Source organism: Anaeromyxobacter sp. K, assembly GCF_000020805.1.
Classification (GTDB): domain Bacteria; phylum Myxococcota; class Myxococcia; order Myxococcales; family Anaeromyxobacteraceae; genus Anaeromyxobacter; species Anaeromyxobacter dehalogenans.
Genome location: NC_011145.1, coordinates 404,439 through 430,978 on the forward strand (window position 1 = coordinate 404,439; position 26,540 = coordinate 430,978).

Consider the following 26,540-nt stretch of genomic DNA (forward strand, 5'->3'; position numbering starts at 1 on the left):
AGGTGTGACCAACATGAAACCGCATCCATGGAAGCCCATCCTCGCGCTCGTCGCGGCGATCACCCTGGCGACGCCCGCGGCCGCGAAGGAAGGCGGCGATCAGTACCCGGTGGGCGTCGACGGCCTCGCCGCCGGCGCGCTCCCGCCGCCGGGCACCTACCTCCTGAGCATGGTCGCGCTGGTGCACGGCGAGGTCCAGGACGCCGACGGGCACGACGCGGGCATCGAGGCGAGCGCGCAGTTCGGCGTGCTGCGCCTGGTCCACGTCACCAAGCTCCGCGTGCTCGGGGCGCAGTACGGGTTCGGCGCGATCCTTCCCTACTGGCACCAGACCGCGAAGGTCCGCACGCCGGCGGGCAAGCTGGAGTTCGACGCGGACGGCCCCGGCGACATCACGTTGAACCCCGTCTACCTCAACTGGCACTTCCCGCAGAACCTCCACCTGCTCGCCACCGTCGACCTGAACCTGCCCACCGGGCGCTTCCGCACCGACGGGGGCCTGAGCCAGGGCGTCGGGTACTACAGCGTCAGCCCGAACGTCGCCGCGACCTGGTATGCGCCGGGCGGCTTCGAGGCCTCCGGGAAGCTCCTGTACAACCTCAAGCGCGAGAACCCGGTGACGGGCGTGCGGTCCGGCGACGAGCTCGAGGTCGACTTCGCGGTGGCGAAGCTCTTCGGGCCGTTCGAGGCCGGCGTCGGCGGCTACTACACGGTGCAGACCACCGACGACGAGCTCGATGGACAGGAGGTCAACGACAAGGCCGAGGGCCTCGCCCTGGGGCTTCAGGCCGCCTACCAGGCACCGTTCGGCACGTTCATCGGCATGTGGCACCACGACGTCACGAGCGACAGCCGCCTGCAGGCCGATCGCGTCTTCCTCAAGTTCATGCTCCCCCTGTAGCACCCGCCGCGAGGCAGGTCGGGTCGTCCGATCCCCGGCCTGCCTCGCACGCGGCCCGGGGTGCGGCCCTCGCCGCGGCGCGATCGCCGGCGCCGCCCAGCCGGAACTCGCCCAGCAGCTCGGCCAGCATGCCCGAGCGCGCCGACAGCTCCGCCGCCGCCGCCGAGGACTGCTCGGCGCTGGCGGCGTTCTGCTGGGTGACGCGGTCGATCTCGGCCACCGTGCCGGTGATCCGCGCGACCCCGCTGGCCTGCTCCCGCGCCGACGCGCTGATCTCGGCCGCGAGCGCGGCGAGCCGGTCCGAGCTGCCGTGGATCGCCTCGAGCCGCTCCGCGACCGCGCGCGTGATCGCGTCGCCGTCCGCCGCCTGGCGCACCGACTCGTGGATGAGCGCCTCGGTGCGGGAGGCCGCCGCCTTGGAGCGGAGCGCGAGCGAGCGGACCTCCTCGGCGACCACCGCGAACCCGCGCCCGGCGTCGCCGGCGCGGGCGGCCTCCACCGCCGCGTTCAGCGCGAGCAGGTTCGTCTGGAACGAGATCTCGTCGATGTCCTTGATGATCTGCGCGGTCTGCTCGGCCGCCAGGCGCACCTGCGCCATGGCGGCGGTCATGCGCGACACCGTGGCGGTGCCCTCGGCGGCGGCGTCGCGCGCCGCCGCGGTGAGGCCGTCCGCGGCGGAGGCGTGCTCGGAGGTGGCGCGCGCCTGCCCGGCCACCGCCTCGAGGCTCGCGCCGGTGCGGCCGATGGCGGAGGCCTGCTCGGCGGCGCCGCCCGCCACCGCCCGGCTCGAGGAGGCGATCTGGGCCGCGGCCGCCGAGATCCCGCCCACCGCCTCGACCACCTGGCCGAGCGCCGCGTCGAGCGCGCCGGCGGTGCCGTTCACCACCTGCTGGAGCCGCGCGTGGTCGCCCAGGTAGCGCCCGCCCATGCGCGCTCGCAGGTCGCGCGCGGCGAGCCGAGCCAGGACCTCGCTGGCCTCGCGCACCGGCGCGGAGATCGCGTCCAGGATCTCGTTCACCCCTGCGAGGACGCGGCGGTAGTCGCCCGCGCAGCGGGTCGGGTCGCCCCGGCGGCCGAGGTCGCCGGCGCGGCCGGCCTCGATGGCCACGTCCACCTCGCCGACCAGCGCGCGGATGGCGGACGTGCAGGCGTTCACGTTGCGGCGGAGCGTATCGAACTCGCCGCGATAGGTCTCCTCGATCGGCGCGGGCGCCTCTCCGCGCGCCAGCCGCTCGAGCGCGCCCGCTGCCGCGCGGAGCGGCGCCACCACCGCGTCGAGCAGGGCGTTCATCCCGCGCACCAGCTCGCCGTTCTGGCCCGGGTAGCGGGACGGATCGGCGCGCACGTCCAGGCGTCCCTCCGCCGCCGCGCGCAGGAGCAGCGCCAGGTCCGCGTTGCGCAGGCGCACCACCTCGAGCAGCGCGTTCACGCCTCGCTTCAGGTCGAGGAAGCGGCCCTGCACCGCGAGATCGACGTCGGGCGGCACCTCGCCGGCGGCGAGGCGCACCACCCGGTCCGTGGCGACCTCGATCGGCCGGATCACGGTGTCGAGGAGCAGGTTGATCCGGCCGATCATGGCGCCGTTGTACCCGTGGTAGCGGGTGACGTCCGCCCGGACGTCCAGGCGGCCCGCGGTGGCCGCCTCCACCAGCCGCCGGATGTCCTCGTTGCGCTGCTCCACCACCTCGATCACCGCGTTCACCGCCTCGCGCAGGCGGTCGAAGTCGCCCTCGAACGGCGCGGTGATGCGCGCGGGGAGGTCGCCGCGCGAGATGCGCTCCACCGCGTCCGCGGTGGCGGCGAACGGGACCGAGAACGCGTCCAGGGTCTCGTTCAGCGTCCGGATGATGAGCTGGAACTCCGGGTCGATGTGCCCCTCGCCCCCGCGCACCGTGAGCGTCCCGGCGCGCACCGCGTCGCGCACGCGCGCGGACTCGGTGCGCATGGCGCGGATGGCGCGGCCGACCACGAGCGAGACGAACAGCCCGCCCGCGGCGATCACGGCCGCGACCGCCGCCGAGGCGCCGAGCGCGAGGGTGGCACCGCCGGGCAGGCCGCCCCGTGCGGCGAGCCAGCCGGCCATCCCGGCCGCGAGCGTGGCGCCCGCGGCGAGCAGGGAGGAGCCGAGGATCTTCGTCGAGACCGGGAGCGAGCGGAGCATGTCGGGACCTGGCGAGGCGGGCGCGGTGGACGTTCGGAGGCGGGGGAGCACCCGACGTGCCAGCGCGTCCGCGGCGGGCCGTGGCATCGGGACGGCGGGCGCTTGCGGCCCCTCCGGGCGGCACGCCGTCCCGCGTCCTCGGTCGAGTGGCGGGCGCCCCAGGGTGGAGCGCGTGGGTCGCGCGCGCGGATCGATCGTGGACGCGGCGGCGCCCCGACGTCAGGAGCCTGACGTCGTTTGGCCCGGACGCGGGGCGGCCGTCACCGCGGCGCGAGGGCCAGCGCCGCCCCGAGCAGCGCGGAGTAGACGAGCCCGACCCGCGCCATCCGCGGCGTGAGCGGGATGAGGCGCGCCCGTTCACGCACCGTGAACAAGGTCCGGAGCGCGCCGAGGGCCATCGGCGCGGAGGCGAGCGGCAGGAGCATCCACGGGCCGAGGTCGAGCAGGAGCCAGGAGCCGAGCGGCGCGAGGTACGCGAGCGCGAGCAGGGCGGAGATCTCGACGCGGTTGAAGCCCGGCCCGTGGAGCACCGCGCCGGTTCGCCAGCCCTTCACGCGGTCGAACTCGTGATCGCGGAGGTCGTCCACCAGGAGCACCGCGGTCACGAGCGCGCCCACCGGCAGGCCGACGAGGTAGACGGCCAGCGGCAGCGACGCGAGCAGGCGCCACGGCTCGGGCGCGCCCTGCACGGCGGCCGCCTGGATGAAGTACGTCCCCACCACGCCGACCACGCCGAACATCACCACGAACAGCGGGTCGGCCTGGCCGCGGCGGGCGTAGGCCCACGGGCCGCCGTTGTACGAGAGGCTGGTCACGATCCCCAGGGCGCCGAACGCCAGCACCGGCGCGCCGCCGATCCGGTACAGGTAGGGCGCCGTCGCCAGCGCGAGCGCGAGGCACCCGACGATCGCGAGGCGCAGCGTGGCGAGCCGCAGGGCGCCCGTCTCCACGGCCTGGACGAGCTCGGGGTGCTCCGGGAGCTTCGGGTGGAGCCGGAGCAGCTCGTGGTTGTCGGTGAAGAGCCCGGCCACGTGGATGACCCACGATCCGAACAGGCCCACCAGCGCCGGCCAGGGCGAGAGCACGCCGAAGTGCACCGCCAGCCCCAGGCCGACCAGCACCGGCTGCGCGGCGGTGGGCAGCGAGTGCGTCGGGTACACGAGCAGGTCCACCCAGATGCTCCGCGCCGAGGCCGCGGGCACCTCGGCGGCGCCAAGCTCCTCGGGCGGGCCGGAGAGGTGGGGAGATGGCGTGCTCACCCGCACAGCTTCGATCAACCGGGGAGGCGTGGCGCGGCCGCGGTGCGCGGCATGGCGCCGCGGGCGACCGGGCACGCCGGCCGGCGACGCTCACCGCCGCACCCGCGGCGTCGGCGCCGGCCGTCGTGCGGCGGCCACCGACGCGTGCGGCGTGCCGGGCGCGGACGCGGTCCATCCCGCGGCCGAGCCCGCCGCCACCTCGCCGAGCGCACCGGCCACGCCCACCGTGAAGACGGCCCACAGCCCGATCCAGAGCGCGGCCAGGAGCGCTCCGACGGCGAGGTCCGGGGAGCCGCGGGCGGCGCGCGCGAACCGGGGCGCGAGCAGGCGTCCCGCGCCGGCACGGCCGACCGGCGCCGGCCGGGGCGCCGGCGGGGGAAGCCGGGGGGCGAGGGCCTGTGGGCCACCGGTCAGCCAGAGGGCGCCCCAGGAGGGCGCGGCGGTGGAGGGTGACGCTCGCGACTTCATGTGGTTTCTCCCTCGTGCTCGCCGCGCGGGCTGCGCGGCACGTGGAGGATGTACCGATGTCGAAGCGCGCCTTGAACGCGCAGGGGGGCGCCGGCCCCGCGCAGCAACGCGCGGGGCTGGACTGGGGGCACCTCGAGTTCTTCCTCGAGCTGGTGCGCACCGGGAGCCACGCCCGCGCGGCGCGGCGGCTCGGCGTGGATCGCAACACCGTGGCGCGCCGGGTGGCGGCGCTGGAGGGCGCGCTCGGCCTGGCGCTGTTCGAGCGCGGGCCGCAGGGCTGGGCGTGCACCACCACCGGCCAGGAGCTGGCCGAGCTCGCCTTGCGGGTGGAGCAGGACGTGCTCGCGCTCGCGCGCCACGCGGACACGCGCGACCGCGCGCTGGACGGGACGGTGCGGCTCACCACCGCCTCGCACCTCGCCACGCACCTGTTCCTGCCGGCGGTGGGCGTCCTGCGCGAGCGGCACCCCGGGCTCGTCCTCGAGATCGCCGCCGACCAGCGCGCCTTCGACCTCACGCGGCGCGAGGCCGACCTGGCGGTGCGCATGGGCCGCCCTCGCGACGCCGGCCTCGTCACGCGCAAGCTCTCTGACGTCGCCTACGGGCTGTACGGCGGGCGGGAGGTGGTGGGCGGGAAGCCGCGGGCGGTGGACTTCGCGGCGGATCCGTTCGTCGGGCTCGACGAGGGCCATGCCGCGGTGCCGCAGGAGCGCTGGCTGGAGCGGGTCGCGCCGGCGCGCCGGATCGTCTTCCGCTGCAACAGCACCACCGCGCTGCTCCAGGCGGCGCGGCTCGGGCTCGGGGTGGCGGTGCTGCCGCGCTTCGTGGCAGACCGCGACCCGGCGCTGGTGCGGCTGGACGGTCCGGAGCCGGCGCCGCACGAGCTGTGGCTCCTCGTGCACGGCGACCTGCGCCGCACGCCGCGGGTGCGGGCGGTCATCGACTGGCTGGACGGCCTGGTGGAGCGCGCCCGGCCGGCGCTGGCGGGGCAGCCCTAGCGCGGGCGCCGGCCGCGGGGGCCCGGGCGGCGCGCCCGGCTCGCCGTCCGTCCGCCCGCCGGCGCGGGGCGGCGCACCGCGCGCACCTTCCCGCTCGCGGCGCCGCCGCAGAAGAACAGGCCGGCGCCGTCGGACTCGAGCCCGCTCACCAGCGCGCCCCGGGGCATCGAGAGCCGCGCCCGCACCGCGCCGCCGGCCGGATCGACCCGGCGCAGCTCGCTCTCGCCCCCCTCCATCGTCCCGTGCCACAGCTCGCCGTCCACCCAGGTCACCCCGGTGACGAAGCGGTCGGACTCGATGGTGCGCAGGACGGCGCCGGTGGCGGGATCGACCCGCAGGATCCGCCGCTCGCCGTAGCGCCCGACCCACAGGCTCCCCTCGGCCCAGCACAGGCCCGAGCCGCCGGCGCCCTCCGGCGCCGGGATGCTGCCCAGGACCGCGCCGGTGCCCGGGTCGAGGCGCAGGATCCGGTCGCCGGCGAGCTGGTGGAGGTGCCGGCCGTCGAAGGCGGTGCCCGCGTCGCACGCGACGTCGAGCGCGCGGACCGTCTCGCCGCTGGCGGGGTCGAACGCGATCAGCCGCGCCCCGGTCGCGGCCCAGACGCGCTCGCCGTCGAAGCTGACCCCGGCCACCGGGGCGCCGTCGAACGGGCCGTACTCGCGCACCACCTCGGCGTCGGCGCAGGGGACCTCGGCGCCGGGCGCCCCGGCGGGCACGGCGTGCTTCCTCGCTCCGGAGCTCATCCCTGCCCGATAGCGCGGGGGAGCGGCAGCAGCAACGCCGGGTTGAAGCCGCTCGTGGGTGCCGAGACCCAGCGGCGCGCGCGCCCGCGGCCGAGCGCGCGGACGGCGCCGCGCTCGGCGAGCGCGGTCAGCCCGCGCTGCACGGTGCGCCGGCTGGTGCCGAGCGCGAGCGCCAGCGCCGACGACGACCAGGCCTGGCCGTCGGCGAGCAGGGCCGCGAGCGCGGCGGCCTGGCCGTCGGCGTCCCCCGCCGCCGCGGGGGGCGCGAGCACCGCCACGCCGGCCCCGGTGCGCGGCGCCAGCGCGAACCCCGCGGGCGTGGCGTGCACCGAGGCCAGCGCCCGGACCGCCCGCCGCAGCCGGCCCACCTCCACCCGCAGCCGCCCGCGCAGCGACGGGGTGGCGCGGGCCGCGCCGAACGCGCGGCGCACCAGCACCTCGCGCGGCGCGTCGCCCGGCCAGGCCTCCGCGAGCGCGCGGAGCAGCGCGAACAGCACCGGCCGCCGCGCCAGGTCCACCGCGGCGCCACCCCGGCCGGCGGTGCGCCGGCAGCCGTCCACCACCAGCCGGTCGCTCCGGCGGAGCGCCTCGACCTCGCCGAGCCGGAGCGGCCGCTCCGCGCCGGCGGAGAGGAGCCGCGCGGCGGGGCTCGCCAGCGCCTCGCCGGCCCTCGCCACCTCCGCCACGAGCGCGGGGATCCCGGCGCGGTCCGCGGCGCGCCGCGCCCGCGCGTGCGCCTCCGCGGCGGCGGCGCTCCGCCCGGACCGGAGCGCGACGTCGAGCGCGGCGAGGCCGGCCACCGCGGCGAGCGCCGGCGGCGCGCCGCGCAGCGCGAGCCGGTCGAGCGCGGCGCCCGCCTCGGCCACCCGGCCGCCGAGGAGCAGGCGCCGCACCGCGAGCAGCCGGGCGTGCAGCGCGTTGGCCCGGTCCCCGCCCGCCTCGAGCGCGCGCGCCGCGTCCTCCAGGTCGATCGCGGGCGCGTCCGGCCCGCGCGCGGCGAGCGCCACCTCCGCCTCGGCCGTCGCGCAGCGCGCGCGGGCGAGCGGCGCCGCCGGCCCGAACGCGCGCGCGGCGCGCCGCAGCAGCCGCCGCGCCGCGTCGAGGTCGCCGAGCTGGGCCATGGCGATGCCCCGCAGCGCGAGCCCGGTCGCGTCGCGCCGCAGCGCCACCTCCCGGAGCGCGCCGAGCGGATCCCCGGCCTGGAGCGCACGGGCGGCGGCGGCGGCAGGGGGCGTCGCTGGCATCGGCCGGGATCGTAACCGGAGGAGCGCCCGCGCTCCACGCGCCGGGCGAGGGGCGCCGCAGCCCCGACCCACCGGCCCGCGTCCGGTGCGCCGGTGTGCGAGATCGCCGCCTGCACGCTCCGTGGACGGGGCGCGCGGCCCCATGCTCTGTATCCGGCGCATGCGATCCGACCGGAACCTCGGCACCCTCGACCGCCGCGACGGCGTCTGGCCGCGTACCTACCCCTTCGCGAGGCGATGGCGGCTCCTGTTCCACGGGCTCGGCGCGCTCGGCCTCGCTGCGGCGGTGGCGGGCTCGATCGCGGCGCTCCGCGGCGCGCTCGCCGGGCCCGTGCTGATCGTGCCGCTCGGCTTCGGGGCGCTGGGCGCCGCGGCCGTCGCGGCGGCGCAGCGCGGGCGGCTCCTCCTGCACGCGGACGGCGTCGAGGTGATCGAGCTGGGCCGGTCGCCGCGCCGGCTGCGCAACGATCAGATCGCGGGACGCCGCACCATCCCGCTGCAGTACGGGATGGAGAAGCTGGTGCTGGAGCGCCGGGAGCGCGGGGAGAAGCCGGTCTCGATGGGCTTCCTGTTCGAGCGCGACGCCACGCTGGACGCGTGGCTCGCGTCCCTCCCCGACCTCGACGTGGCGGACCGGGCCTCCGCCGAGGCGGCGCTGCTGGCCTCGGCCGAGCTCGGTCCGGACGAGGAGGCTCGCCGGGCCTCGCTGGCGGGGTCCCACCGCGTCGCGAAGGTGCTGAAGGGCGCCGCGCTCGCGGCGGGCGGCTGGGGGCTGCTCTTCCCGCGGCCGTACCCGGTCGCGATCGCCGTGCTGGCCGCGATCCCGCTCGCCACGCTCGCGCTCGTGCTGGCCGGCCGCGGCCGGTACTCGGTGGAGGAGCGGCGCAACGAGGTGCGGCCGGGGGTGGGCGTGCCCATCTTCGGGCCGGGCGTGGTGCTCATGCTCCGCGCCCTCCTCGACTACCAGGTGGTGGACGTCGCGCGCGTGCTCGGGTGGACCGCCGCCGCCGCGGTCGCGCTCACCGCCCTGCTGGTGCGGGGCGACGCGGCGCTCCGGCGCCGGTGGTACGTACCGGCCCTCATCCTCGCGCTCATCGCCCCCTATCCCTGGGGCGCGCTCAACGCCGCGGACGTGCTGCTCGACCGGACGCCGGCCGAGGTCCACGAGGTTCCGGTGCTGCACAAGCACGTCTCGAGCGGCAAGCACACGAGCTACGATCTCCGCCTCCCGCCCTGGGGGCCGATGGCCGAGGCGCACGAGGTGGACGTCGGCCGGGAGCTCTACGGCGAGGTCGAGGTCGGCGACGTGGTCTGCACGCACCTGCGGCCCGGCGCGCTCGGCGCGCGCTGGTTCGTGGTGGACCTCTGCGACTGACCGCGCCTGCGGACCCGCGGCGGCCCCGCCGGGCCGCGCCCGGCATCAACCTCGCCACACCCCCTCGCTGCGTTGCTCCGCGCCGCCCCCGCGGCTATGCGGCCACGCAGGAGGAGGTGCGCCATGGCGAAGAGGATCCTGATGCTGGTCGGGGACTACGTCGAGGACTACGAGGTGATGGTGCCGTTCCAGGCGCTGCAGGCGGTGGGGCACACCGTGCACGCGGCCTGCCCGGGCAAGAAGGCGGGCGAGAAGGTGCGCACCGCCATCCACGACTTCGAGGGCGACCAGACCTACAGCGAGAAGCGCGGCCACGACTTCACGCTGAACGCCACGTTCGACGAGGTACGGCCGCAGGACTACGACGCGCTCTGCGTCCCCGGCGGCCGCGCGCCCGAGTACCTGCGGCTCGACGCGCGCGTGATCGAGGTGGTCCGCAACTTCGCCGAGGGGGCGAAGCCCATCGCCGCCATCTGCCACGGCGCGCAGCTGCTCGCCGCCGCCGGGGTGGTGAAGGGCCGGCTCGTCTCCGCGTACCCCGCCTGCGCGCCGGAGGTGCGGCTCGCCGGCGGCGAGTACGCCGAGATCGCCATCGACAAGGCGGCGGTCGACCGCAACCTCGTGACCGCGCCCGCCTGGCCCGCGCACCCGGACTGGATCGCGAAGTTCCTCCAGGTGCTCGGGACGCGGATCGCCGCCTAGCCGCCAGCCGCCTGGACGGCGGGCGCCGCCGCCGCCGCCGATGACGCCGGCTTCGCGCCTTGGAGATTCCCTGGCGCCGATTATGTCATTCGCATATGCTTGTGACATGAAGACGCCTCCCCGCAAGGCCGCAGCCTCCCGGACGCCCTTCCGCCGCGGCCGCCACGCGCCCGCATTCGTGCTCCTCGCGCTCAGCCGGAAGCCCTCCTACGGGCTCGAGATCCTGGAGTTCCTGGAGCGGCACCTGCCGGGCAGCGGGTACGACAGCGCCGCGGTGTACCGCACGCTGCAAGCGCTCGAGCGGCAGGGCGCCGTCGCCGCCACCCGCGATCCGGGCGGCGGTGCGGCGCGCAAGTGGTACCGGATCACCCGCGACGGCGGGCGGATGCTGGACGCGTTCGAGGAGGACGTGCGCCGGCGGATGGCCTACCTGGCCTTCTTCCTCGACTACCGCGGCGGCGGTGGGGAGGGGCGATGAGCGCGTCCGGGCTCTGGCTCGACGGGGTGGCGCTCGCGGCGCTGCTCCTCTCGCTCGCGCGGGACCGGAGGAGGACCGCGGCGGCCGTGCGCGCCGCGCTCGTGCAGCTCGTCCGGATCCTGCCCTCGGTCGCGGCGCTCATCCTCCTCGTCGGCCTCGCCCTGGCGGTCGTCCCCCAGGCGGCCATCGCGCGCGCCATCGGGCCGGGCTCCGGCGTGGGCGGCGTCGCCGCCGCGCTCGCCATCGGCTCGGCCGCGATGTTGCCCAGCTTCGTGGCGTTCCCGCTCGCCGGGGCGCTGCGCGAGGCGGGCGCCGGGTACCCGCAGATCGCGGCGTTCGTGGGCACGGTGATGTCGGTCGGGGTGGTGACGCTGCCGCTCGAAGCGCGCGTCCTCGGATGGCGGGCCGCGGCGCTCCGGAACGCCCTCGCGCTCGTCACCGCGATGCTGTTCGCGCTCGCGGCCGTGGAGGTGCTCGGATGACCCGGCTCCTGAAGGCGTGGCGCGTCCCGCTGGCGGTGGCGGCGGCGGTGGCGCTCACCGCGATGGCGTCGCCTTCCGCGGGTGCGGCCGCCCTGCGGAACGCGGCGGGCAGCACCCGCGAGATGCTCGGGCTGCTCCCGCCGGTCCTCCTGCTCATCGGGCTTCTCGAGGTCTGGGTGCCGCGCGAGGTGATCGTGCGGAACGTCGGCGCCGGCGCCGGCCTGCGCGGCGTGCTCATCCCGCTCGCGCTCGGCTCGGTCGCCGCCGGACCGCTCTACGCGGCGTTCCCGCTCGCGGCCGTGCTGCTCGCGAAGGGCGCGCGCCCGGCGAACGTCTTCTTCTTCCTTGGCGTGTGGTCGGGCGCGAAGCTGCCCATCCTGATGTTCGAGGCGGGCGTGATGGGCGCCCCGTTCACGGCGCTGCACGTGGGCATCGGCCTCCTGGGCGCGTACGCGTTCGCGCTCGTCATCGAGCGGCTGCTCTGTCCGGACGGGCCGGGGGCGTGCGCCGGCGTGGGCGCGGCGCCGTAGCGCCTCCGCGGCCCAGCCGATCCCGGCGCCTCAGGGACGCGACGGCGCCGCGGCGCCGGCGAGGTGCGCGCGGATCTCGGCCGCCACCTCGTCCGGCATCTCCTGCGCGAACGCGTGCGTGCCGCCCGGGAAGACGCGCAGCCTGGCCCCCGGGATCCGCGCCTCGAGCAGGCGCCCCACCGCGAGCGGGCTCACCGGGTCGGCGTCGCTCCACAGGAGCAGCGTGGGCGCGGCGAGATCGGAGAGCCGCGCGGTGTGATCGCTCCGGTCGTCCACGAACCAGCGCGGCACGCCGGGCAGCGACGCCAGGTACTCCGGTCGCCAGTCGGCGGCGCCGGTGCCGCGGAGGTCCACGCCGCCCGAGGTCGCGACGAGCACGAGCCGCTCCACGCGCTCCGGGTGCTCGAGGGCGAGCCGCACGGCGAGCGCGCCCCCCATCGACTGCGCGACCACGTGGCTCCGGCCCGGCGGCAGCCGCGCCACCACCCAGGCGAACAGGTCGCCGGTGGAGCGGATCGCGGGGTCCGGCGGGCAGCCGCCGAAGCCCGGGTAGTCGAGGCGTAGGGACGGGCCGAGGTCGGCGAGCCGCTCGGCGACCGGAGCCCAGAAGGCGCCCCGGCCGCCGGCGCCGGGGAGGAAGACGAGCGACGGCATCGGCGACGAGTGTAGTCGCAGGGGTCCGGGGCCGCCCGCGGAACGGGACGCCGCTCCGGCGAGCGCGGCGCCGCGGCGAGGAGACGCAGCGTGCAGCGGCGCTTGACGCTCAGCCAGCCGTGGGGTATCCGTGCGCCCTTCTCACGCTCGGTGTTCGCGCCGGAGGAGGTGTCCCTTGAAGCTCGAGCTCGTCGCCCGCCCGGGATGCCCCTCGGAGCGCGCCTAGCCGACCCGATCGATCCTCGACGACCGGTTCTCGCTGCGCGCGCCCGCCTCCGAAGCGCTGCGCCAAGGCACGTCCACGCGACCGCGCTCCCGCGGGAGCGCGCGCCAGGAACCCGTCGTGATGACCCATCGATCGAATCGCCCCGGCGCGCCCGTGCGCGCCCCCCAGCCTCGCCCCCAGGACGCCGCGCCCGGCGCGGACTCCGCCGCGCTCCGCGTCGAGCGGCTGGAGCGCATCCTGCTCGCGCTGTTCGGCTCCCTCGTGCGCGAGGAGGTCACCGATCCCGGGCTCCGCGGCGTGGACCTCGTCGCGCTCCGGCTCTCGCCGGACGGCGCGGAGGCGCGCATCGGGTACGACCTCGAGGTGCCCGAAGGCGACGGTCCGGCCGCGGAGCGCGAGGCGGCCGAGGCGCTCGCCCGCGCGGCGCCGTTCCTGCGCGCACGGCTGGGCGAGGTGATCGCGCTGCCCGACCTCGAGCGGCTCTCCTTCGCGCGCGCGAGCGTTCGCGAGGCGGCCTCCGCGGCGCAGCGGGCCGGGGCGGCATGACGCCCGAGCCCCGCCCGCCGGCCGCGCTCCCGCCGGCGCCGCCCGGACCGCGCGAACGGTCAGAGGTGCACGAGCCCGGACCGCACGGCGGCGAGCGTCGCGGTCGCGACCGCGAGCCAGAGCGCGACAGCCATCGCGAGGGCGCCCGCACCGACCGAGCGCAGCGCCTGCCGGGAGAGCCCGAGGCCCACCAGGAACAGCGTCAGCACCAGCGCGCGGCGCCCGGCCTCGGCGGCGAGCAGGCCGGCGGGACGCAGCGCGGGCAGGAACGTCGCGAGCGCGGCCACCGCCACGAAGCCGAGGATGAACCAGGGCGGGCGCGCCGCGGTCGCCGCCGCGCCGCCCCGCGCGCGCCGCGCCACGATCGCGATGGCGAGCGTCACCGGCACGATCCAGAGCGCGCGGGCGAGCTTCACGGTGGTCCCGACGGCGAGCGCCTGGGGGCCGTACGCGAGCGTGGCGCCCACCACCGAGCTCGTGTCGTGGATGCCGAGCGCCGCCCACAGGCCGAACGCCGGCTCCGCAAGGCCTGCCGCGTGGCCCACCAGCGGGAACACGAGCAGCGCGGCGGAGTTCAGCAGGAACACCGCGCCGAGCGCGATCGACGTCTCGTGCTCGTCCGCCCCGACCACCGGCGCGACCGCGGCGATGGCGCTCCCGCCGCAGATGGCGGTGCCGACCGAGATGAGCGCCGCGGTTCGGGCCTGCACGCGCGCGGCGCGGGCGAGGAGCGCCCCGAGCGCCAGGCACGCCGCGATGCTGACGAAGGTGTAGCCCACGCCGCGCGCGCCGACGTGGGCGACCACGCGGAGGTCCATGGCGCCGCCGAGCGCCACCACCGAGAGGGGCAGGAGCCGGCGGGCCAGCGCGCGCGTGGTGGCGGCGTACGGGTTCGCGGTCGAGAGCGCGAGCGCGGCGCCGGCGGTGAGCGCCAGCGCCGGGGAGACGTGCGGGAGGGCGACGCAGGCCAGGCCCAGGGCCGGCACGAGGAAGGACGCGATCGATCGCGGCGACGGGGTGCGGGGCTCGGGGGCGGACCGTTCCATGCGGCGCGAACCTAGTCGCTCGGCGGCTCCGCGGCCCGCCGGGATTTCCGATGGGACATCGGCGGCGCCGCCGGCCTCATGGGAACCAGGCCGGGCGCACCGTCCCGGCCGCGAGCCGCTGCGCCTCGCGCAGGAACCGGCCGGCGATCCCGGAGACCCCGCCGGCCGGCAGCGCCCACGAGAACGCGCGCTCGATGCGGAGGCCGTCGAGCGGGATCGCGCGCAGCGCGCCGGTGGCGAGCTCGGTGCGGATGGCCCAGCGCGACAGGAAACCGACGCCCAGGCCGAGCTGCACCGCCGCCTTCACCGCGTCGTTCGTCCCGAGCTCGAGGTCGGCGTTGCGACGCGTCCGCCGGACGCCGGCGCGCCGGAGCGCCTTCTCCACCACCGCGCGCGTGCCCGAGCCGACCTCCCGCCACACGATGGGCACGCGGTCCAGGTCGGCGACGCGGCGCAGCCGCAGGAGCTCGGCGGGCGCCGCGCTCGACGCCGCAGCGACGATCTCGTCCTGCGCGAACGGCTCCAGGCGGACGTGCGGCGCGCGGGAGAGCCCCTCCACCAGGCCGAGCGGGACCGTGCCCTTGGCGAGCCAGCCGAGGACCGCGTCGGTGTTGCCGACCTCCACGCGCACCGCCACCCCCGGGCGCGCGCGCCGCAGCTCCGCGACGAGGTGCGGGACCACCCACGCCGCGGTCGTCTGGCTCGCCCCCAGCACGAGCGGGCCGCCCTCCTCCGCCTCGCGGTCCATCGAGGCCTCCGCCGCGCGCAGCGCCTCGTCCACGCGCTGCGCGTGCTCGAGGAGCCGCTGCCCGTCCGCGGTGAGCTGGACCCCCTGTGCCGTGCGCAGGAGGAGCGGCCGCCCGCATTCGCGCTCCAGCTCGCGGACCTGCTCCGAGAGCGCCGACGGCGACAGGTGGAGCGTGCGCGCGGCGACCGAGATGCGGCCGGCGAGCGCGACCTCGCGGAAGGACTGCAGGCGGCGCGGATCGAGGCGGGGCATCCGGACAGGGTAGCGGATCCGGCCCTCGTCGGCCCGAGCCGGGATCGCGTGCGGCGCCGTGCGCCGCGGACGACCCGACTCAGCGCTTCCTGCTCGCGCCGAAGGCAGCTAGCTTCGCCGCCCATGCGAATGCTGCTCACCGTCGCGCTCGCGGTCCTCCCATTCGCGAGCCTGGCCGACGCCCACGGTCACGGCGAGGCGGAGGTCGACCTCGGCCAGCGCGTCTGGGTCCGGCCCATCTCGCGGGAGGCCTGGATCATCCGGTCGGTGAGCCCGATCGACGGGTTCGGGGACGTCGAGTCGAACGCGGTCCTGGTCGCGGGCGCCGCGGAGTCCGTCCTGATCGACACGCCGGCGACCGAGGCGCAGACCGCGCCCGTGCTCGCCTGGGCCGCGAACACGCTGCGCCAGCCGGTGCGCCACCTCGTCGTCACGCACTGGCACGCCGACCGGATGGGCGGCATCGTCCTGGCGCGGACGAACCGGATCCGGACGTACGCGCTCGGGAAGACGCGCGCGCTCGCGCGGCGCCACGGCCTGGTGGTCCCGGAGCGCGAGCTGCGGCGGGAGGAGCGGCTCGTCCTCGCGGGCGTGAAGCTCGAGACCTGGTACCCCGGGCACGGGCACACCGCCGACAACCTCGTCGTGTGGCTCCCGGCGGACGCGCTGCTGGTGGGCGGGTGCTTCGTCAAGGCGGCGGACGCGACGACGCTCGGGAACCTCCAGGAGATCGACGCCGTGCAGTGGGCGAAGGGTGCCGCCGCAGCCGCTCGCCGCTACCCGCAGCCCCGCACCGTCGTCCCGGGCCACGGCGCAGCCGGAGGCCCCGAGCTGCTGCGCCACACGGCGGAGCTGGCCCAGGCGTACGTGGCAGGGCGTGGCCGCGTGGGAGAGCGGGGCAGGTGAGTCGAGGGGAGCCGGAGGACCGTGGAGGGGAGGCCTAGCACGTTACAGGCAGTCCCCGGTCAAGAAGCAGGCGTAGACGCGCGAAGCCTGACGCGCAGCGGGCGCGCGCGGCTGGAGGGACGGCCCCCAAGGTCCGAGCGGGCAGGGCATCGACGGAGACGCAGCGCTAGGGCGCTCGCGCGATCGCCGCGCGCAGCGTGTCCACGGTAGGGGGCTTCGCGACGTGGAGGTCGAACCCCGCCTCGGCGGCGCGGCGCTGGTCGGCCGGGAGCGTGTACCCCGTGAGCGCGATCAGGAACGCGCCCGCCAGGGCCCCGTCCTGCCGCATCGCCCGCGCGACGTCGTAGCCGGACATCCCCGGGAGCCCGATGTCGCAGAGGATCACCTCGGGCCGGAACGCGCGCCCCAGCTCGAGGGCGTGGGGCCCGTCGTGCGCGACCTCGACCGCGTGCCCATCGAGCTCGAGCAGCGCGCGGAGGCTGTCCGCGCCGTCCACGTTGTCGTCCACGACGAGGACGCGGCGGTGCCGGGGCGCCGCGCAGGGCTCCGACTCGGGCGCGTCGGCCCGCGCCGGCGCGAGCGGCAGCCGCAGGACGAACTCGGTCCCGGTGCCGTGGCCGGCGCTCCTCGCCTCGACCGTTCCGCCGTGCGCCTCGACGAGGCCCTTCACGAGCGCGAGGCCGAGCCCCAGGCCGCCCGCGCTCCGATCCAGCGTCTCGTCGGCCTGGCTGAACGGCTGGAACAGGCGCGGGAGCATGGCCGGCTCGATGCCGACGCCGGTGTCCTTGACGCGCACCTCCGCGCGCGGCTCGGCCACCGTGACGGCGAGCCGGACCGCGCCGTCCCGCGGAGTGAACTTCGCGGCGTTCAGCAGGAGGTTCCCGATGGCTTGCGAGAGCCGGATGCGGTCGCCGTCCACCCAGGCCGGGCGATCGGGGAGCTCGAGGTCGAAGCGCACGCCCCGCGAGGCGAAGAGCTCCCGGTGGTCCTCGGCCGCTCGCTGCGCGACCTCCGCGAGGTCGAGCCGCTCGCGCTGCAGCTGGAGCTTGCCGTGCGCGACGCGCGTCGCGTCGAGGAGATCGTCCACGAGCCGGGCGAGGTGGCCGACCTGCCGGGCGATGACCTTCTGTGCGCGCCGCGCGCCCTCGCTCCCGGGCGGCGAGCGCTCGAGGAGGTGGAGGCTGTTGCGGATCGGGGCCAGCGGGTTCCGGAGCTCGTGCGAGAGCACCGCCAGGAACTGGTCCTTGCGCCGGTCCGCGTCCCGGAGCGCCGCCTCGGCCCGCTCCCGCTCCGTCACCGCGTCGCGGAGGGCCGCCTCCGCCTCCTTCAGCGGCGTGACGTCGATGAAGGAGATCACCACGCCCGCGATGACGTTCGAGGGCGTGCGGTACGGGTGCATCCGCATCAGGTACCAGCGGGCTCCCTCGACCGTGCGGACGGTCCGCTCGACGGGCTCGAGGGACTGCAGGACGCGCGCGACCTCGCGCGGCACGTCCTCGGCGTCGAAGCGGGCGGCGAAGTCGGAGAGCGGCCGCCCCACGTCGCCGTCGGCCAGCCGGAACACCGCCATCGCCTCCGGCGTGAAGCGCGCGATGCGGAACTGGCGATCGAGGAACACGGTCGCGATCTGCGTGCTCTGGAGGAGGTTGTGGAGGTCGCCGTTGAGGACCTCCAGCTCGTCGATCTTCTTGGAGAGCTCGGCGTTGACCGTGTTGAGCTCCTCGTTCACCGACTGCAGCTCCTCCTGCGAGGTCTGCAGCTCCTCGTTGGACGAGTGCAGCTCCTCGTTCATCGACTGGAGCTGCTCGTTCGAGGCGCGGAGCGCCTCGTTCGCGTTCTCGAGCTCGTCGACGGTGAACTGCAGCCGCTCGCGCGAGCTCGCGAGCTCCGCCTGCAGCCGCCGGTACTGCTCCTGCGTGGGCGTGTCGAGCGGGGTGCCCCGCGCGGCGGCGGGTGCCTGGACCTCCTGGAAGACGACCAGGAACAGCTCGTCGGGGTCCTGCTCCGCGGGCGGGAGGCGCCGCACCACCACGTCGAGCCGGTGCTCGACGCCGTCCACCACCACCGCGAGGTCCCGGTGCACGACCGGCCCCGGCTGCCTCGCCGCGCCGTGGAGCGACGCGCCGAGCCCGACCTTGAGCTCGGGCCGCACGAGGTGCATCACGTTCGTCGCGGGAGGCCCGGGCTGGGGCGGCAGGAAGAGGGCGAGGTTCCGGCCCCAGAGGTAGCGGATCTCCCCGCGGCCGTCGACGACCGCCGACGGGGGGGCGTACTCCTCGAGGACGATCTTGCGGGAGCGCTCCGCGGCGCTGCGCACGTCCGGTCCGCTCCGGCGCGCCAGCGGCGCGATGCCGGCGGGGAGGGCCGGAGCGTCCCGGTCGACGCGCGGCAGGGGCGCCGGACGGCGGTCGCCGTCGCGGCGGCGGAACAGCCGGTCGGACTTCTCGACCACCTCGAAGAGCTCGAGCTCCCGGGAGCCGATCATCTCGGCCCTGCCGAGGAGCAGGTACCCGCCGGGCCGGAGCGCGTAGTGGAGCGTCTCGAGCACGTGCCGCTGCAGGGCGGGCTCGAGGTAGATGAGGAGGTTGCGGCAGCAAACGAGGTCCATGCGCGAGAAGGGCGGGTCGCGCGCGAGGTCATGGGCCGTGAAGATGCACAGGTCGCGAATGTCCCTCGTGACCGTGTACGTGTCGCCGCGCTGCACGAAGAACCGGGCGAGGCGCTCCGGGGTGACCTGCTTCTCCACCACGACCCCGTAGCGCCCCCGGCGTGCCTCGGCGAGCGCCGCCGCGTCGATGTCCGTCGCGAAGATCTGGACCTTCGGGGGACGCCTCATGCGGTCCAGCCGCTCGCGCACCAGCATCGCGATCGAGTACGCCTCCTCGCCGGAGGCGCAGGCGGGCACCCACAGCCGGACCCCGTCGCCGCCCTGGCGCTCGAGCACGTCGGGGATGACCACGCTCTCGAGCGTGTGGAACGGCTCGACGTCCCGGAAGAACGCGGTCACGTTGATCATGAGGTCGTCGGTGAGGCGGCGGCTCTCTCCCTCGTCTCGCGCGAGCAGGGCGACGTAGTCGCGGATCGTCGCGGCGCCCGTCGCCTCCATCCGGCGGTGCAGCCGGCGCAGGATGGTGCTCTGCTTGTACCGGCTGAAGTCGTGTCCCGTGTGACGGGCGAGCAGCTCGAACAGCTCGCGGAGGCCTTCCGCCTCCCCGCGCACGCTCTCGCCGGGTTGCTGCCACCGGCGGGCGGCGTACTCCGCCAGCGCCGCGGGGAGCTCCTCGACGGGGAGGACGCGGTCCACCTGCCCCGTCGCGATCGCGGCCTGCGGCATGCCCTCGTAGCGGGCGTCGGCCGGGAGCTGGGCGAAGGTCGTCCCGCCGTTCCGCTTCACGGCCGCGATCCCGAGGGCGCCGTCGGATCCCGTCCCGGACAGCACGACGCCGACGGCGTTCTCGCGGAGGTTCTCGGCCAGCGACGTCAGGAAGGCGTTGATCGGCTGCCGAACGCCGCGGGCCTCGGCGGCCACCAGGTGGAGTCGCGCCCCGTCCACGAGGAGCGTCGCGTCCCGCGGCATCACGTAGACGTGATCGGGCCGGAGCTCCTCGCCGTCCTTCGCGAACGTGACGGGGAGGTCGGTCGCGCGTCCGAGCAGCTCCGCGAGCAGGCTCTCGTGCTCGGGATCGAGGTGCTGGACGAGCACGTAGGCGAGGCCGCTCGCCGCCGGGAGTCGCGCGAGGAAGCGCTCGAAGGCCTCGAGCCCGCCGGCCGAGGCGCCCACGCCCACCACGAGCAGCCGCTGCCCCTCGGCCGCGCGCCAGGCGTGCTCCTGGGCGTCCCTCGCTACCTTCGCGTCCTCGTCGATCACGGTGAATCACCTCTGGGCACGCCAGGGCCTTCGGTCCAGCGCGAGACACCATGCTGAGCGCTCCTGGCGCGAAACGCGAGCACCCACGGACGATCCCGCTGCTTTCGCCTCCGATGATTGGTCAGCAGCGTCGCGACCGCCCCCGTCACGGGTGGCCCCATCGCCATCCTGCGACGCGGGGGGCCGGATGGTATGTTCACACGGAACGAGCCGCGGGGACGCGATGCTCCACGACTTCCTCACGCAGCACCGCGCCGCGCTCGTCGAGCGCGCGCGGGCCAAGGTGGCGGCGCGGCGGGTACCCGCCGCCTCGAACGACGAGCTCGCGCTCGGCGTCCCGGCGTTCCTGGCGCAGGTGATCGAGCTGCTGCGCGAGGAGGAGCGCGCGCCTGCCGGGGCGGCCGCCCGCACGAGCGACGCGGCCGCGAACGCGGCGATGGGGCCGTCCGCCGATCGGCAGGGGGATGCCCAGCTCCGCGCCGGCCTGACGGTCGCCCAGGTGGTGGAGGGCTACGGGGACGTGTGCCAGGCCATCGCCGAGCACGCGGCGGAGACCGCGACGCCGATCAGCGTCGAGGAGTACCGGACGCTGAACCTGTGCATCGACGTGGCGACCTCGCGTGCGGTCACGGCGTTCTCCGCCGCCCGCGACCGACGCACCGAGAGCGCGGAGGTCGAGCGGCTCGGCGTGCTCGCGCACGAGATGCGGAACCTGCTGTCGAAGGCGCTGCTCTCGTACCAGGCGCTCCAGCGGGGCGCGGTCGGCGTGGACGGCGCCACGGGGAAGCTGCTCGGGGGCAGCCTGCGCGAGCTGCAGGCGCTCATCGATCGCTCGCTCTCCGAGGTTCGCCTCGCGGCCGCGATCCGGAACCCGGAGCGGGTCTCCCTCGCCGAGTTCATCGAGGACATGGAGGTCGGCGCCACGCTGGCGGCGAAGGAGAAGGGGCTCGTGCTCGAGGTGCCAGCGGTCGATCGTGCGGTGGCCGTCGTCGCCGATCGCCCGCTCCTCGCCTCCGCGGTGGGGAACCTCCTCCAGAACGCGATCAAGTTCACCCCGCCCGGCGGCCGGGTGACGCTCAGCACCGGGCGGGAGGCCGCCGGCGTGCTCATCCACGTCGCCGACGGTTGCGGCGGGCTCGCCGAGGGGCGCGCGGAGACGATGTTCCGCGCGTTCGACCGCCAGGCATCGGACCACACCGGGCTCGGCCTCGGGCTCAAGATCAGCCACGACGCGGTGAAGGCCAACGGCGGCGCCCTGCGCGTGCGCGATCTGCCGGGGATCGGCTGCGTGTTCACGGTGGCCCTGCCCCTCGGGGCCTGACCGGACCTTCACCCGGGGCGCCGCCCTTCACGCCTCGGCGGGCGCGGGCGCGCCGAGGGCCCGCAGGTGGCGATGGTGCGCGGCCACCGCCGCCCGGAGCGACGGCTGCGCGCGGTATGGGATCCCGCGCCCGCGGCAGGTCTCCTCCACGATGGCGGCGAGCGCCGGGTAGTGGACGTGGCAGACGCCGGGGAAGAGGTGGTGCTCGATCTGGAAATTGAGGCCGCCGAGGTACCAGGCGAGGACGCGGCTCGAGCGGGCGAAATCCACCGTCGACCGGACCTGGTGCTCGGCCCAGCCGGTGGGCAGGCGCCCGTCCGCGTCGGGCGCGCTGCGGAACTCCGCGTCCGGGACCGCGTGCGCGAGCTGGAAGACCACCGCCATGACCACCCCGAGCACGAGGGACCCGAGCACGAAGAACGCCACGGGCCACGCGTTCCGGAAGACGAGGAGGGGCGCGATCAGCGTCCAGCCGACGAACGTGGCCTTGCCCGCGACCACCGTGGCGAGCTCGCGGCCGCGCGGGCGCGGGTACGCGTGGCCGCCGATGGTCCCGCGCACGAGATCCACGGCGTCGTCCACCAGCCACCACTTCAGCGAGAGGACGCCGTACAGCGGCCAGGCGTACACGCCCTGGAAGCGGTGGAGCGCGCGCCGGCGCTGCGCGCGCGAGAGCCGGAGGAACGGCTCGGCGTCGATGTCCGCGTCGAGGCCGGCGACGTTGGCGTAGGTGTGGTGCTGGACGTTGTGCTTGAAGCGCCAGACGTACGAGCTCGCGCCGATGAAGTCGAGCGTGAGCCCGACGGCGTGGTTCACGCGCGGCGATCGGGAGTAGGCGCCGTGGTTGGCGTCGTGCATCACCGAGAAGCCGATGCCCGCGGTCGCGAGCGCCAGCGACACCGTGAGCCCCACCGCGCCCCACGCCGACGCGCCGCCCAGCGCGAGCAGGAGCCCGTAGGAGACCGCGAACCAGCCGAGGATGACGGCCGTCTTCGCGTGCATGGCCCGCCCACCCTGCGGCGGCTCGCCCGTCCGCGCGAAGTGCGCGGCGACGCCGCGCTTCAGGTCCGCGTGGAACCCGTCGTCCCGCGGAAAGCGGGCGCGGAGGGTCGAGGCCGTCATGGAGGAGAGGTGGGCACGGGATGTCACGCGGGCGTCACGGCTGGAGCGCCCGGTGATCGGCGCCCCGTCCCATCGGTCGCCGGTCCCCCCACAGCGTCGGCGACGGGTCGCTCGGCGCCCTCGGTCGCGCGGTGTGGCGGCTCGGCGTCCTCGGCCCGCGCCGGCGGCTCTTCTGGCGCCTTCACCGGTCCCCGATCCTCGAGGGGCCGCCCGACGCCGGCCCACGCGTCGCGCTCGCCTCCCTCGACACCTCCAGGCAGTACGCGACGACCTCGTCCAGCAGCCGCCGCACGGCGCGGTTCGCGGCCTCGACGCCGCCGTACGGATCGTCGGAGCGCGCCTCCTCCACGGCCTCGAGCTCGCGGGTCCCGAGCACGCGCCGGGAGGCCACGTCGGAGAGCTGGACGCGGAGGGTGAGCCTGACGCGACTCGGACGAACCGTGAACTCCTGCTGCAAGCGCACGAGCTCGGACTCGAGCCGCAGCCCCGCGGCAGCGGGGGTGCGAGCCCCGGCCACGGCCTGGAACCCCCCGCTGCGCTCGAGCGCCTGGACGAGCAAGGGGGCGAGCATGCGCGCCGGCGCGTCCACCCACTCGCTCCTCGCGAAGAACTGGAGCTCGTGCGCCCGCCGCACGTAGGCGATCCGCGGGCCGTCGAAGCCCGCGGCGGCCGTGGGCACCGCCACCACCAGGGCGGGCCCCGGCCCGGCGATGGGCTGGCCCTCGAAGTCCGCCTGGAGCGCGAAGCGCGTCGGCGGCGTGGACGGCCCGAAGGAGACGCAGGCGGTCAGGCTCGCCAGCGCGATCGCGAGCGCCGCTCCGCGGCTCGGCGGCGCGTGGCTCACGTCACTCCCCCGGCCCGGGCGGAGGTGTCTGGCCGCCGAGGAGCGCGCCCCGGTTGCGCTCGAGCTCGCGGGAGACACGGGCGAGCGCGGCGGCGGCCTCGGTCAGCTCGGCGACGAGCCGGTCGATCTCCGCCAGGGATCGGCCGTCGAGCTGCCGGACCGTCCGGCTCGCGTCCTGGGCCGCGCGCCCGGCGTCGGCGAGGGCGGCGCGCGCCGCGGCTCCCACCGCCTTCACCTCGTCGGCGGCCCGTTCGACCGCGTGGGCGCCTCGCCCCGCCCGCGCGGCCACCCCGGACAGGCGGGCGCTCGCCTCGGCGACGTGGTGCAGGGACCTCGCGGCGTCGGCGATGGCGGTGTCGATGTCCTCGGAGCGCCCCGCGAGCGACGCGACCACCCGTCGCACGTCCGCGGTGGTCTGCCGCAGGTCGCCGAGGAGCGCGGTCACGACGGCCTCGAGGCGGCTCTTCATCGAAGGTTCGGTCCGGATCTCGGGGTACGGGTCGCCGGCCGCGCGCGCGAGCGGGGGAGCGCCGCGGCCGCCTCCGCTCAGCTCCACCGAGGCGATGCCGGTCAAGCCCTGGAACGCCAGGACCGCGACGGTGTCCCGGGTGACGGGGGTGCCGGGCGCGACCTCGAGCACGAGCCGGACGCGCGCGGGATCACCCGGCTCCAGCGAGAGATCCCGCACGGATCCGACGGGCACCCCGCGAAAGCTCACGGGCGCGCCGCGGCCGAGGCCGGACACCGACTCCTCGAACCGGGCGATGTAGCGCTCCTGCCGCTTCAGGTGGAAGCCTCCCGCGGCGAGCCACAGGCCGACGACGATCGCGGCCGCCCCCAGCCCCACCACGAAAGCGCCCACGACCGCGAGGTTCGGCTGCGCCCTCATGGCCGCGCCTCCGGCGGGGCGCCGCGCGCCCTGGGGAAGTAGGCGCGCACGAGGGGCTCATCCGACCGCGACACCTCCGCCATCGAGCCCGCGGCGACGATCCGCCCGCCGGCCAGGAACGCGACGTGGTCGGCGAGGTTCCACAGGAGCCCGAGATCGCGCGTGACCACGAGGACCGTGAGCCCCAGGACCTCGTTGAGGTGCCGCACCAGCTCCTCGAGCTCCCTGCCGCTCGCGGGGTCGAGCCCAGCGCTCGGCTCGTCGAGGACCAGCAGCTCCGGGTCGAGCGCGATCGCCCTGGCCAGGGCGGCGCGCCGGCGCATCCCGCCGGAGAGCTGCGACGGATACTTGGTGCCGGCGCCAGCGGGCAGCCCCACCAGCGCGATCTTCAACGCCGCGAGCTCGTCCCGTACCCTCCGGCCCAGCCGCGAGTGCTCCCGCAGCGGCAGCGAGACGTTCTCCGCGATGGTGAGGGAGCTGAAGAGCGCGCCACGCTCGAAGACGACGCCGCAGCGACGCCGCAGCGCGAGTGCCTCCGCTTCGCCGAGCCCCACGACCTCTCGTCCGAGCACCCGGATCGATCCGGAGTCCGGCGCGTGCAGCGCCAGCGCCTCCCTGAGGAGCAGGGTCTTTCCGCATCCGCTCGGCCCGGCGAGCGCGAAGATCTTCCCCAGGCGAACATCGAGGGTCACCCCGGCGTGGACGACGTCGGCGCCGACGCGCGTGTGGACGTCACGAGCGGCGATCACGCTCTCGGGGGCGGAGGGGACCGGGGGGGCCATGGATCAGATCCCGAGCTGCCTCGAGACCACCAGGACGAGCCCGTCGGCCAGGACGACGAGGAACATCGACTGGACCACCGCGCCGGTCGTGCGCCGCCCGACGCTGCCGGCGTCGTCGGACGCCCGAAGACCCTGGTGGCAGCCGACGGCCGCCACGATCACCCCGAACACCGGCGCCTTGGCCACGCCGAGGAGGTAGCTCGACGCGTGGACCTCGCGGGCGACGCGCCCGAGGAACTCGGGGGCGTGCATCCCGAGCTCGGCTCGGGCCACCAGCGTGGCGCCCGCCAGGCCGAGGACGTCCGCCGCCACCGTGAGGAGCGGGACGACCAGCGCGAGCGCGGCGATCCTCGGCACGACCAGGGCGTCGACGGGCGAGACCCCGCCCGCCCGAAGCGATTCGATCTCCCCGGCCATCTTCATCGCGCCGATCTGCGCGGCGTACGCCGAGCCCGACCGCCCCGCCACCACGATGGCGGTGACGAGCGGCGACAGCTCCCGCAGCATCGCGAGCCCGACGAGGTCCGCGATGAGGATGCCGGCGCCGAAGGGGCGCAGCAGCGTCGCTCCCTGCGAGGCGAGCACGACGCCCACGAAGAACGAAAGCAGCGCGGTGGTGGGGAGCGCCTCGAACCCTGCGCTCTGCACGTGCAGAACGGCCTGCCGCGCTCGGACGCGGAGCGGGCCGGCGCGGGCGCGTGCGACCCTGCCGGCAAGCTCGCCGACGAGGGTCAGGACGCCCCCGATCGCAAGGGCCGAGCTCCACGCAGAGCGACCCAGCTCCGAGAGGAAGCGCGCGCGCTCGCGGGCACGCCGCGGGGCCACCTCCCCCGAGGAGGTCACCAGCGCGAGGAGCGCCTCGTGCTCCGGGCGGAGCGTGAGCGTGACCGGGCGCCCGCCGCGCTCGAGGTCGCGTGCGGCTCGCCGCAGCAGCCAGGCGCCCGCCGTGTCCATCGCGGCCACGCCGGAGGCGTCGATCACCACCGCGACGTGCTCGGGCCAGGCAAGCCTCCGCAGGGCGCGATCGAGGCCGGCGACGAGGTGGACGGTCCACGCGCCGCTGCAGTGGACCGCGCCACCCTCGACTCGGACGGTGGGTGAGTCCGGAATCGCCATCGTCGCTCCGTCCGCCGAGGCCGTCGAGATCCCGGCGCCCGGACGAACGGTAAGGAGGGCGCGCCCCGATGCGAACCAGAGGGCCCCCGTGGAGACCGGCGCGCGCCTGGCTGCTCGCCGCGCGGCGTGACCTCGGGGACGGCTCGGCTCGACATGCCTGCGGCCGCGCACCATCCTGGCCTCGTGACGGATTGGATTCCCGCGTGGCTGCCCGACGGGGTGGGAGGCGTCGCAGGCTGGATGCTGCAGCCGATCGTGCTCGGAGTCCTCGGGAGCACGTCGGTGGCGCTGTTCGCGCTGACCGTGGTCGCCCTGCCCCTGATCCTGACCCGCATGCCGACCGACTTCTTCTCCCGCCCTGAGCGCCGCCGCCTCGAGCTGGCCGAGCGCGATCGACCGTTTCGCTTCGTGATCCTTCGCGGCCTGAAGAACGCGCTCGGCGGCGTCCTGCTCCTGCTGGGCTTGCTCATGCTGATCGTGCCTGGACAGGGACTCGTCACGATCTTCGTCGCCCTCTTCCTGCTGGACTTCCCCGGCAAGCGCCGGCTCCAGCGATGGGTCATCTCCCGCCCCGTCGTGCACCGACCGGTGAACGCGCTCCGACGCCGCGCCGGACGCCCGGCGCTCGAGCTCCCCTCGCGCGCCTGAGCCGGCCGGCGGCCCGCCTGCAAGACCGCCCGACCGTGCGACGTCACCCACGGCCGGGCGGGAAGGCACGGCCCCGCCAGATGCCTTCCCGCGGAGGGCTGTCGAAGGGCGCCACCGGGCCTATGTTTGAGGTGGTCGTGCGAACGGACGCCCTGCCCGACCCCCGCCCACCCGCGCCGAGCCACCGACTCCTCGCCTCTGGACCGCTCGCTCACGGCGTCCGACGGCGGG

General features: G+C 76.2%; 25 protein-coding genes. 11 read left to right on the forward strand and 14 right to left on the reverse strand.

Translation table 11 applies throughout. The features are described from left to right. The first annotated feature begins 13 nt into the window (after positions 1-13). The gene (locus ANAEK_RS01750; protein ID WP_012524430.1) at positions 14-901 is read left to right on the forward strand and encodes a transporter; all 888 of its coding nucleotides are present in this window, start codon (positions 14-16) and stop codon (positions 899-901) included. On the opposite strand, the gene ANAEK_RS01755 is transcribed toward ANAEK_RS01750, so the two are convergent. From ANAEK_RS01755 to ANAEK_RS01765, 3 genes are all read right to left on the reverse strand, one after another. Beyond that, positions 885-3,062, reverse strand: a complete 2,178-nt coding sequence (locus ANAEK_RS01755; protein WP_012524431.1) for a methyl-accepting chemotaxis protein — start codon at positions 3,060-3,062, stop codon at positions 885-887. The two genes, ANAEK_RS01750 and ANAEK_RS01755, sit on opposite strands and share 17 nt — an antisense overlap. A gap of 260 nt (positions 3,063-3,322) precedes the next feature. Further along, positions 3,323-4,321, reverse strand: a complete 999-nt coding sequence (locus ANAEK_RS01760; RefSeq protein ID WP_232288341.1) for a prenyltransferase — start codon at positions 4,319-4,321, stop codon at positions 3,323-3,325. Positions 4,322-4,411: 90 nt separating this feature from the next. Further along, on the reverse strand, positions 4,412-4,789 hold the full coding sequence (locus ANAEK_RS01765; RefSeq protein WP_012524433.1) for a hypothetical protein: 378 nt from the start codon (positions 4,787-4,789) through the stop codon (positions 4,412-4,414). 56 nt (positions 4,790-4,845) lie between these two features. On the opposite strand from ANAEK_RS01765, the gene ANAEK_RS01770 reads away from it, so the two are divergent. Beyond that, entirely contained in the window at positions 4,846-5,787 is a 942-nt protein-coding gene (locus tag ANAEK_RS01770; protein ID WP_012524434.1) for a LysR family transcriptional regulator, read from the forward strand. Here the strand turns inward: ANAEK_RS01770 and ANAEK_RS01775 are convergent. Both ANAEK_RS01775 and ANAEK_RS01780 read right to left on the reverse strand, forming a co-directional pair. Beyond that, positions 5,784-6,503: a glutamine cyclotransferase gene (locus ANAEK_RS01775; RefSeq protein WP_049778360.1), complete on the reverse strand. Its 720-nt coding sequence runs from the start codon at positions 6,501-6,503 to the stop codon at positions 5,784-5,786. The genes ANAEK_RS01770 and ANAEK_RS01775 overlap by 4 nt on opposite strands. A gap of 23 nt (positions 6,504-6,526) precedes the next feature. Beyond that, a complete protein-coding gene (locus ANAEK_RS01780; protein WP_012524436.1) occupies positions 6,527-7,774 on the reverse strand; it encodes a hypothetical protein in 1,248 nt (415 codons plus the stop codon). A gap of 160 nt (positions 7,775-7,934) precedes the next feature. On the opposite strand from ANAEK_RS01780, the gene ANAEK_RS01785 reads away from it, so the two are divergent. From ANAEK_RS01785 to ANAEK_RS01805, 5 genes are all read left to right on the forward strand, one after another. Further along, positions 7,935-9,149 (forward strand): hypothetical protein, encoded by a 1,215-nt coding sequence (locus tag ANAEK_RS01785; protein WP_232288342.1) that lies wholly within the window; start codon positions 7,935-7,937, stop codon positions 9,147-9,149. 123 nt (positions 9,150-9,272) lie between these two features. Then, the gene (locus ANAEK_RS01790) at positions 9,273-9,851 is read left to right on the forward strand and encodes a DJ-1/PfpI family protein (RefSeq protein ID WP_012524438.1); all 579 of its coding nucleotides are present in this window, start codon (positions 9,273-9,275) and stop codon (positions 9,849-9,851) included. Positions 9,852-9,957: 106 nt separating this feature from the next. Further along, positions 9,958-10,329, forward strand: a complete 372-nt coding sequence (locus tag ANAEK_RS01795; protein ID WP_012524439.1) for a PadR family transcriptional regulator — start codon at positions 9,958-9,960, stop codon at positions 10,327-10,329. Then, positions 10,326-10,811, forward strand: coding sequence for a hypothetical protein (locus tag ANAEK_RS01800; RefSeq protein ID WP_012524440.1), 486 nt, complete (start codon positions 10,326-10,328; stop codon positions 10,809-10,811). The genes ANAEK_RS01795 and ANAEK_RS01800 overlap by 4 nt, the downstream gene beginning before the upstream one ends. Then, positions 10,808-11,341, forward strand: a complete 534-nt coding sequence (locus ANAEK_RS01805; RefSeq protein WP_012524441.1) for a hypothetical protein — start codon at positions 10,808-10,810, stop codon at positions 11,339-11,341. Before ANAEK_RS01800 ends, ANAEK_RS01805 begins: the two co-directional genes overlap by 4 nt. Before the next feature lie 30 nt (positions 11,342-11,371). Here ANAEK_RS01805 and ANAEK_RS01810 read toward each other — a convergent pair whose 3' ends face one another. Further along, complete coding sequence (locus ANAEK_RS01810) at positions 11,372-11,995, reverse strand: alpha/beta fold hydrolase (protein WP_012524442.1); 624 nt, start codon at positions 11,993-11,995, stop codon at positions 11,372-11,374. Positions 11,996-12,374: 379 nt separating this feature from the next. Between ANAEK_RS01810 and ANAEK_RS01815 the strand changes: the two genes are divergently transcribed. Beyond that, on the forward strand, positions 12,375-12,767 hold the full coding sequence (locus ANAEK_RS01815) for a ribosome-binding factor A (RefSeq protein ID WP_232288343.1): 393 nt from the start codon (positions 12,375-12,377) through the stop codon (positions 12,765-12,767). A gap of 59 nt (positions 12,768-12,826) precedes the next feature. Here the strand turns inward: ANAEK_RS01815 and ANAEK_RS01820 are convergent, their stop codons facing one another. After that, entirely contained in the window at positions 12,827-13,813 is a 987-nt protein-coding gene (locus ANAEK_RS01820; RefSeq protein ID WP_012524444.1) for a YeiH family protein, read from the reverse strand. 76 nt (positions 13,814-13,889) lie between these two features. Further along, positions 13,890-14,813, reverse strand: a complete 924-nt coding sequence (locus tag ANAEK_RS01825) for a LysR substrate-binding domain-containing protein (protein ID WP_012524445.1) — start codon at positions 14,811-14,813, stop codon at positions 13,890-13,892. 123 nt (positions 14,814-14,936) lie between these two features. Here ANAEK_RS01825 and bla point away from each other — a divergent pair, with 123 nt between their 5' ends. Beyond that, positions 14,937-15,719, forward strand: coding sequence for a subclass B1 metallo-beta-lactamase (gene bla / locus ANAEK_RS01830; protein ID WP_012524446.1), 783 nt, complete (start codon positions 14,937-14,939; stop codon positions 15,717-15,719). 166 nt (positions 15,720-15,885) lie between these two features. Here bla and ANAEK_RS01835 read toward each other — a convergent pair whose 3' ends face one another. Then, positions 15,886-19,587: a chemotaxis protein CheB gene (locus ANAEK_RS01835; protein ID WP_012524447.1), complete on the reverse strand. Its 3,702-nt coding sequence runs from the start codon at positions 19,585-19,587 to the stop codon at positions 15,886-15,888. 223 nt (positions 19,588-19,810) lie between these two features. Here ANAEK_RS01835 and ANAEK_RS01840 point away from each other — a divergent pair, with 223 nt between their 5' ends. Next, positions 19,811-20,908, forward strand: a complete 1,098-nt coding sequence (locus tag ANAEK_RS01840; RefSeq protein ID WP_012524448.1) for a sensor histidine kinase KdpD — start codon at positions 19,811-19,813, stop codon at positions 20,906-20,908. A 27-nt stretch (positions 20,909-20,935) separates the two neighbouring features. Here the strand turns inward: ANAEK_RS01840 and ANAEK_RS01845 are convergent, their stop codons facing one another. The 5 genes from ANAEK_RS01845 to ANAEK_RS01865 form a co-directional block, all read right to left on the reverse strand. After that, entirely contained in the window at positions 20,936-22,030 is a 1,095-nt protein-coding gene (locus tag ANAEK_RS01845; RefSeq protein WP_012524449.1) for an acyl-CoA desaturase, read from the reverse strand. 181 nt (positions 22,031-22,211) lie between these two features. Further along, complete coding sequence (locus ANAEK_RS01850; protein WP_012524450.1) at positions 22,212-22,874, reverse strand: ABC-type transport auxiliary lipoprotein family protein; 663 nt, start codon at positions 22,872-22,874, stop codon at positions 22,212-22,214. A 1-nt stretch (position 22,875) separates the two neighbouring features. Next, a complete protein-coding gene (locus ANAEK_RS01855) occupies positions 22,876-23,763 on the reverse strand; it encodes an MlaD family protein (protein WP_012524451.1) in 888 nt (295 codons plus the stop codon). After that, positions 23,760-24,545, reverse strand: a complete 786-nt coding sequence (locus ANAEK_RS01860) for an ABC transporter ATP-binding protein (protein ID WP_012524452.1) — start codon at positions 24,543-24,545, stop codon at positions 23,760-23,762. Before ANAEK_RS01860 ends, ANAEK_RS01855 begins: the two co-directional genes overlap by 4 nt. A 3-nt stretch (positions 24,546-24,548) precedes the next feature. Beyond that, positions 24,549-25,661 carry an ABC transporter permease gene (locus ANAEK_RS01865; protein ID WP_012524453.1) on the reverse strand — a complete coding sequence of 371 codons (1,113 nt, stop codon included), beginning with the start codon at positions 25,659-25,661 and terminating at the stop codon, positions 24,549-24,551. 240 nt (positions 25,662-25,901) lie between these two features. Between ANAEK_RS01865 and ANAEK_RS01870 the strand changes: the two genes are divergently transcribed. Continuing rightward, positions 25,902-26,309, forward strand: coding sequence for a PGPGW domain-containing protein (locus ANAEK_RS01870; RefSeq protein ID WP_041454010.1), 408 nt, complete (start codon positions 25,902-25,904; stop codon positions 26,307-26,309). Positions 26,310-26,540 lie beyond the last annotated feature (231 nt).